This window comes from Mycobacterium sp. (genome assembly GCF_035570115.1).
Classification (GTDB): Bacteria; Actinomycetota; Actinomycetes; order Mycobacteriales; family Mycobacteriaceae; genus Mycobacterium.
In genome coordinates this window covers 1-7,506 of record NZ_DATMLH010000119.1, presented here as the reverse complement: position 1 = coordinate 7,506, position 7,506 = coordinate 1, and the positions used below count along the sequence as shown (strand labels likewise).

Annotated in this window: 8 protein-coding genes and 1 pseudogene; 3 read left to right on the top strand and 6 right to left on the bottom strand. The window is 65.8% G+C overall.

Features of this window, described 5'->3' with window-relative positions:
• The 5 genes and pseudogenes from VNW74_RS11200 to VNW74_RS11180 all read right to left on the bottom strand — a co-directional run.
• Nucleotides 1-144, bottom strand: a pseudogene (locus VNW74_RS11200) (taurine catabolism dioxygenase); the annotation flags it as partial.
• An 81-nt stretch (nucleotides 145-225) separates the two neighbouring features.
• Nucleotides 226-654, bottom strand: coding sequence for a hypothetical protein (locus VNW74_RS11195; RefSeq protein WP_325676723.1), 429 nt, complete (start codon nucleotides 652-654; stop codon nucleotides 226-228).
• Nucleotides 651-1,469, bottom strand: a complete 819-nt coding sequence (locus VNW74_RS11190) for a class I SAM-dependent methyltransferase (RefSeq protein WP_325676721.1) — start codon at nucleotides 1,467-1,469, stop codon at nucleotides 651-653. Before VNW74_RS11190 ends, VNW74_RS11195 begins: the two co-directional genes overlap by 4 nt.
• A 16-nt stretch (nucleotides 1,470-1,485) precedes the next feature.
• Nucleotides 1,486-2,574 (bottom strand): NmrA family NAD(P)-binding protein, encoded by a 1,089-nt coding sequence (locus VNW74_RS11185; RefSeq protein WP_325676719.1) that lies wholly within the window; start codon nucleotides 2,572-2,574, stop codon nucleotides 1,486-1,488.
• Between the two features lie 13 nt (nucleotides 2,575-2,587).
• Nucleotides 2,588-4,159: a DHA2 family efflux MFS transporter permease subunit gene (locus tag VNW74_RS11180; RefSeq protein WP_325676717.1), complete on the bottom strand. Its 1,572-nt coding sequence runs from the start codon at nucleotides 4,157-4,159 to the stop codon at nucleotides 2,588-2,590.
• Nucleotides 4,160-4,237: 78 nt separating this feature from the next.
• On the opposite strand from VNW74_RS11180, the gene VNW74_RS11175 reads away from it, so the two are divergent.
• From VNW74_RS11175 to VNW74_RS11165, 3 genes are read left to right on the top strand one after another with little or no spacing between them, the layout of a single operon-like run.
• Nucleotides 4,238-4,879 carry a helix-turn-helix domain-containing protein gene (locus VNW74_RS11175; protein WP_325676715.1) on the top strand — a complete coding sequence of 214 codons (642 nt, stop codon included), beginning with the start codon at nucleotides 4,238-4,240 and terminating at the stop codon, nucleotides 4,877-4,879.
• 59 nt (nucleotides 4,880-4,938) lie between these two features.
• A complete protein-coding gene (gene guaA, locus VNW74_RS11170) occupies nucleotides 4,939-6,492 on the top strand; it encodes a glutamine-hydrolyzing GMP synthase (RefSeq protein WP_325676713.1) in 1,554 nt (517 codons plus the stop codon).
• 2 nt (nucleotides 6,493-6,494) lie between these two features.
• On the top strand, nucleotides 6,495-6,848 hold the full coding sequence (locus VNW74_RS11165; RefSeq protein ID WP_325676711.1) for a UBP-type zinc finger domain-containing protein: 354 nt from the start codon (nucleotides 6,495-6,497) through the stop codon (nucleotides 6,846-6,848).
• On the opposite strand, the gene VNW74_RS11160 is transcribed toward VNW74_RS11165, so the two are convergent.
• Nucleotides 6,849-7,409, bottom strand: a complete 561-nt coding sequence (locus VNW74_RS11160; protein WP_325676709.1) for a carboxymuconolactone decarboxylase family protein — start codon at nucleotides 7,407-7,409, stop codon at nucleotides 6,849-6,851. It lies immediately after the preceding gene.
• Between the last annotated feature and the right edge of the window lie 97 nt (nucleotides 7,410-7,506).

Below are 7,506 nucleotides of genomic sequence, written 5' to 3'. Positions count from 1 at the left end.
CAGCAGCGCGTCCCGGATCTGTCCGACCGTGGCGGCGTCGAGGTCACCGGCCAGTCGTACGCCGTCGACGCGGGCGCCGATGCGGCTGCCCAGCTGCGTCACGGTAAGCGTGGATGCGGACGGAAATGGGGTCGGAATCGTCATTGCAATGGTCCTTTCACCCGATGTGTAGTCGTGTGACTACACTTGCATGACGACAACTGTAGTCAATCGTCTACGAATCCGTCAAGAGCGGCCGCGCCGGACCGGCAGCCAGCATGCCGCCAGCGGCACGGTGGAGATCACGCCGACGGCCAGCACGCCCGCCGTGTGCTGGTGCTCGGCGGGCATGGTCACCGCCATCAGAAGCATGACGGCGAAGTGAGCAGCGTTGCCGGCGAGGTTGAAGTCGAGGAACAGTCGGTTTGCGCTCGGGTCGCGCGCGGAGCCGAACAGGAAGATCGCCCACACCACGTAGACGGTTGAGAACATGACGGCGACCGCTGGATCATTGAGGCCGCCCGTTCCCCAGTCGAACAGTCTGGCAAGTACCGGCGGCAGCGTGCCGATGCGGTGGGTTGCCGCGACGATCAGGTTGGGGACGAAGAAGGCCAGGTATCCGAGCGCGGTGAGCCGAATCATCGTGGGCAGCCACGCCGCCGCGCGGCGCGTCACGTCGAGCCGACTGCGCGGGCCACGCCTTGGATCACGCGGAGTCGTCCGTTGGTGAGGGCGGCCGTGAGGTTCGCGGCTTTGGCCGCGAAGTCGGTGACGAAGGCGTGCAGCCCGAGCGGGTTGGGGGCCAGGGTCAAAAACGTCTGCATCAGCACGGCCGCCTGATCGGTGTGATCGTTCCAGTGTTCGATAGCGAACCCTGCGCCCGTGATGACGCTGTGCAACTCATCGGAAGTGACCAGATGGCTGTACCCGGGTTGGTCGGCCCAGGGCAGTGGATACTCGAGCTCGCCATGTCCGCCAGAGGTGATGTCCCAGATTGCCATCCGGCCGCCGTCGCGCAGGACGCGGCGTGCTTCGGTGTACAGCCGGGACTTGTCGGCCACATTCATCTGGACGTGTTGGCTGAAGACGACATCGAAAGTGGCGTCATTGAAGGGCAGTTCGGTCACGTCTGCTTGACGGACGGAAATCCGATCGTCCAGCCCGACGAGCCGATTCAGCCAACGGTTGATGTCGCAGTACTCCTCGGTCAGGTCCACGGCAGTCACCTGAGAGCCGCACCGGTCGGCGACGAAGCGGGCGGTGCCGCCGATCCCGCTGCCCGCGTCGAGCACGTCGTCCGCGTCGGCGATTGCGAGCAAATCCACCAATTCGGTTGTGGCATAGCGGCCCATCGTGTGGAAGTCCTCGAGCGGCGCGAGGTCGGCGGGTGCAAGGTGATCGAGGTCTTGTCCGGCGGCGACGAGTGCGCGCTCGATATTGCGTCGCGAGAGTCCGGTCGTGTACTGGTCATGGATCCGGGTGTCAGTCATTTCGGTTTCCTTGCTGCTATGCCGACGCGATGATGTGCTCGGTCGGGCTGACGTGTTCGTTTCGCCAGAAGGTGGATTGGCCCGACAGCCGCGGATGCGCGGGCCGGGGATGCTGCTGCCGTCGCTCGAAGCGGTCCAAACGGTGCATCGGGACCAGCCCGGTCAACAAGAACTGCCAGGTCTGGCGGACGAGATTGCCTGCGCTACGGTGGGCTTCGGGGCCGGTGACGTAACGGCGCGCGATTGTCAGGAAGTCTTCGGGCTCGACACCGGCGACGTCGCGGACCGCAGTCGTGGGTCCGCCTACCGCCCACGTTCCGAGCGGGTACTCCGCCAGGTAGTGGTGCAGGCTGGACTCGAAGAACAGGTCGGCGCCGAGTCGTTTGGCGTTGACGCGCACAGCCCGCATGAACATCCACATGGGGATATCGATGTGGCGGACCTTTCGGCCCAGCGCCTCGCCGACCGTATCAGCGATCTCCGCTCCTGAAAGCAGCGTCGGTCCGGTCGGGCGGTAGGCGCGTCCGTCGTGACGGTGCGGGTCAAGTAGCGCTCCGACCGCGACCCGGGCGATGTCTTCGTTGGAGGGAGGCGCGTTTCGACCCCCGCCGGTCGGTGTCGGCAACACTCCCAGCTGGGCCGCCAAGGGGATCAGCTGCAGGTAATTGTCGGCGAAGTATCCCGGATCGACCGCCACATGTGCGGTGTCCGGCAGTAGCTCGAACAACTTGTCGGTCAGCCAAGCTTGCCGCGTCATCAGCGACGGGTGTTCGGGGCTGGCCAGCCATTGCCCAAGCGCCACAACCGCTTCCACCCTCGATCGCCGCGCAGCCACGGCGAAGGCAACCGCGCTGTCGAGCGCGTGTGGATGGTACGGCGGGTTGAAGTACAGCCGGTCGACTCCGTCCATCGCGGCCTGAATCTGGCGGATGTCAAACATATCGCCGACCACGACTTCGGCGCCGGAGGCCCGCAACCGAGCGCTGCGTTCGTCGTCGCGATGCACCAGAGCCCGAGTCGCGATGCCCTGCTGCAAGAGCTGGCCTGCGACCGCGCTGCCGATCCTGCCGGTGGCGCCCGTTACCAGTACGCGTGAGTGTGCCATTGGATTTCCTTCCCTAGTTGGATAACTCGACTGCTTCGGTGAGCGGCACCGCCGCTTCAAAGGCCGGTGCCGGCCGGGTTCGTGCCGGCAGCAGGACGGCAACGACGACCGCGGCGGTCAGTGCGATACCGCTACAGATCAGCGATCCGACCTGCAGGCCATCCAGGAACGCTTGGTTGACCGCATCGCGGAGGTCACCGACCCGCCCCGCCGGCGATTGTTCGATCACTTGGTGCGCCAGAGCCATTGAGCGCTGCATCGCCGAGCGCACATCGGCCGGTAATCCGGCCAGGGCTGATGCCGAGCCGAGCTGGCCGGAGTAGACAGAAGCGAACACACTGCCCACGATCGCTACGCCCAGCGTGCCGCCGAGTTCGCGAGTGGTGTCGTTGACGGCCGAGCCGACCCCCGCCTTGTCGGCGGAGAGGGATCCCATGATCGCTTCGGTGCCCGGCGCAAAGGTCAGGCCGAGGCCGCCGCCGAGCAGGAGCATCTGCATCGCGATCTGGCCGTACGGCGTCGCCGCGTCGACCGTGGATGCCCAGGCCAGGCCGGCCGCAAAGACCGCCAGCCCACCGGCGACGACGGCGGTGGTGCCGATCCGTTCGACCAGTCGCGGGCCCAGGATGCTGGCCACCGCGATCGAGACGGCCACCGGCAGCAGGCGCACGCCGGCTTCGAACGCGCTGTAGTTCTTGATGAATTGGAAGTACTGGGTGATGACGAAGATGAATCCGAACAACGTCAAGAAGCCTGCGGTCACGGCCAGGCTGCCGCCCGAGAAGCGACGGTTGAAGAAGACAGTCACGTCCAGCATCGGGTGGGCGCTATGCCGCTCCCACAAGGCAAACGCCGTGAGAACGATTGCGGCCACGGCGAAGCCAACCACGACGCGCGTGCTGCCCCACCCCCAACCGGGCGCTTCGATGACGGTGTAAATCAACGTGGTCACTCCGACCGCGGACAGCAGCAGCCCGGGCACATCGACCGGTGGGGCGGCGGGGTCGCGAGAGGTCGGAACAAACAGGATTCCACCCGCAATGGCGACGATCGCGGTCGGAACGTTGACTAGGAAGATCGAACCCCAGCTGAAGTGTTCGAGCAGCCAGCCGCCGCTGATCGGCCCGACGGCCACTCCGACGCCAACCATGGCCGCCCACAGCCCGATTGCCTTAGCGCGCGGAATCGGGTCGGTGAAAATGTTGGTGATCAGGCCCAGCGTGGTCGGGAAGATCACGGCCGCGCCGACGCCCATGGCCGCACGCGCGGCGATCAGTGCGTCCGCCGAACTCGCCTGCGCCGCAATGGCGGAGGTGATCGCGAACAGTGCGAGTCCCCACGACAACCAGCCCCGCCTGCCGAAACGGTCACTGAGGCTGCCGACCGAGAGCAGCAGGCCCGACATGACGAGGGTGTACGCGTCCACGATCCACTGCAATTGCGCGGTGTCGGCGCCAAGGTCGCGCGACAGCGTGGGCAGGGCGACGTTGACGATCGTGGCGTCGACGCTGATGACGAAGACGCTCAGACAGATGACGGCAAGCGCGGCGACGGGGTGATCGCTGAACAGTGGACGAGATCGCATGGACAGGACTGTAAACGTGATAGACAATAAAATCAAGTGACAGCTTGAAAAACATGTCTGATCTGTTAGGGTAGTGACATGTCCGCCCGCAAGAGCTACAACCAGAACTGCCCGATCGCCAAAAGCCTCGACATCCTGGGTGAGCGGTGGACGTTGCTGATCTTGCGCGAGCTGCTCGGGGGGCCGCGCCGCTACAGCGACTTGCGCGCCGAACTGCCGGGTATCGCGACTAACTTGCTCGCCGAACGCCTCAAAGAGCTGCAGGACGCCGGGCTCGTCGACCGCGCCGAGTTGCCACCCCCGATCGCGCGGACTCTCTACAGCCTCAGCGACGCCGGCTGGCAGCGGGTTCCGTCAATCCTGCAGAGCATCGCCTGGCTGGGGCTGGACCGGTTGGATCCGCTTGAGGCCGGCCCGGTCGCGCCGTTGACCGGGTTTCTCGCCGGATTCGTGATTCCCTTAGACCCGCTCAAAACTACGGGTTTGGCTGGGGTATATCGCGTCGAGATCGACGGCCGCCGTTTCGAGTTCGCGATGGACCAGGGTCGTATGGCGGCCGCTCACGGCCAACCGGACGTCATCGTCACCGCCAGCGCGGCAGATCTCGCGACCGCGCGATTGGGCTCCACCGACGCCAAGCGCAAGACGGCGCTGCGCCACGTCACCTTTGAGGGCGAGCGCGACGCCGTCGAAGCCCTGCGCGCGGCGTTCTCGCTGTAGGCGCGGGCATGCGCACCGCGCGTTCCGGCGATGGCCCCACCGGCCACTAGACTGGCCCGGTGGAGTCAGCATCGCCCCGTCCCGTGCTGGTCGTCGATTTCGGCGCGCAATACGCGCAATTGATCGCCCGCAGGGTGCGTGAGGCCCGGGTGTACTCCGAAGTGATTCCGCACACCGCATCGATCGACGAGATCAAGGCCCGCGACCCGCAGGCGGTGGTGCTCTCCGGTGGCCCGGCCAGTGTGTACGCCGAGGGCGCGCCACAACTGGATCCAGCGTTGTTCGACCTGGGCGTGCCGGTGTTCGGTATCTGCTACGGATTTCAGGCGATGGCGCAGGCGCTCGGCGGCGCCGTCGCGCGCACCGGTACCAGCGAGTACGGCCGAACTGAATTGAAAGTCGTTGGCGGTGAACTGCATTCGGATCTGCCCGAGACGCAGCCGGTATGGATGAGTCACGGCGACGCTGTCATCTCGGCGCCGGACGGGTTCGAGCTGGTGGCCACCAGCGCGGGTTCCCCGGTGGCCGGCTTCGAGAATCGGTCCCGTCGATTGGCCGGTGTGCAGTATCACCCCGAGGTCATGCACACCCCGCATGGACAGCAGGTGCTCACCCGGTTCCTGCACGACTTCGCCGGTATCGCCGCGGACTGGACACCGGCCGGTATCGCCAGTGCACTGGTTGAGCAGGTGCGCGACCAGGTTGGCGACGGCCACGCGATCTGCGGACTGTCCGGCGGGGTGGATTCCGCCGTGGCCGCCGCGCTCGTACAACGTGCCATTGGGGACCGGCTGACTTGTGTGTTCGTCGACCACGGGCTGCTGCGCGCCGGCGAACGCGCGCAGGTGCAGCGTGACTTCGTCGCGGCGACCGGTGCCAACCTGGTGACCGTCGACGCGGAGGCGACGTTCCTCGAGGCGCTCTCCGGGGTGACCAATCCCGAGGGCAAGCGCAAGATCATCGGGCGGCAGTTCATCCGCGCCTTTGAAGGCGCTGTTCGGGATGTATTGGGAGACAAAGATGTCGAGTTTCTGGTACAGGGCACGCTGTATCCCGATGTGGTCGAGTCCGGCGGCGGAACCGGTGCGGCAAACATCAAGAGCCACCACAATGTCGGCGGCTTGCCTGGCGACCTGAAGTTCGCACTCGTCGAGCCGTTGCGGCTGCTGTTCAAAGACGAGGTGCGCGCGGTCGGGCGGGAGTTGGGTCTGCCGGAAGAAATTGTTGCGCGCCAGCCCTTTCCGGGCCCGGGTTTGGCGATCCGGATTGTCGGCGAGGTCACCGCGGCGCGGCTCGACACGCTGCGGCGTGCGGACTCGATCGCGCGCGAGGAGCTGACGGCGGCGGGCCTGGATCACCAGATCTGGCAGTGCCCGGTGGTGCTGCTGGCCGACATCCGTTCGGTCGGTGTGCAAGGTGACGGCCGGACGTACGGGCATCCGATCGTGTTGCGACCGGTGTCCAGCGAGGACGCCATGACCGCCGACTGGACGCGGGTGCCTTACGAAGTGCTGGAACGGATTTCGACCAGGATCACCAACGAGGTGGCCGAGGTCAACCGCGTGGTGCTCGATGTCACCAGCAAGCCGCCCGGCACCATCGAGTGGGAATAGCGATGGCTGCCGCTGTCGACCCATCGGTTCCGCCCAGCGGTATTGGCTGCGCCGAGTGTGATGCCACCGGTGGTTGGTGGGTGCACCTGCGGCGGTGTGCGGCCTGCGGCCACATCGGCTGCTGCGACGATTCGCTGTCCCGGCACGCAACACAGCACTGGCGAGAGACTGGACACCCGATCATCCGATCGTTCGAACCGGGCGAGGACTGGTTCTGGGACTACCAGACCAATGACTACTACGAAGGTCCCGAACTTGCCGCACCGGAATGCCATCCCGAGGACCAGGCGGTGCCGGGTCCTCGCGATCGGGTGCCGCGCAACTGGGCCGACCTGCTCGGTCAGCAACGCGGGTAGTTACCTCGACGAATCGACCTGGTCGGAGGAGTAGGCGATGACAGGCTTCGACTCGCCGTAGACGTCGAGGGTGTGGATGAAGCGGTGCAGTCCCATCACCCCGGCACAAGTGAACCCGAGCTCGACGATCTGTGCGGCACTGAAGTGCTCCCCTAGCCGCTTGTAGAACTCGTCGTCCATCGCGTGATGATCAGCGGAGAGCAGGTCAATGAACTCGACGGCCATCTGCTCCTGGGGCGTCAGCGCGCCGTGGCCTGGGGCGAGCAGGCAGGCGACATCCTCGTCGGTGATCGAGTCATGCTTGCGCGATTGGCTGCAGGGCTCGCACTCGCCCAGCTGGGCGCTGCGGATACGCAACAGCTCCAGTATCCGGCCGCCGAGCAGGGTGCCGGCACCGAGGTGGGTCCTGGCCATGTTGACCTGTTCGAGCTGCGCGCTGCGATACGCGAAGATCTGCAGCGGAACCGGGGTCGCATAGAGCCCGGCCGCGACGCCGGCCTCTACGATTTCGCGGGAGTGTGAGCTGAGCTCTTGCATCGGGATTGGCGCAATACGCGGCATCGAATCAGGCTAACTTTCTTTAGCGTCACCGAAAAGACCGGCGTTGGGAGAACTCGATGTCCAGACTTGCCGGAAAGGTTGCGATCGTCACCGGGGG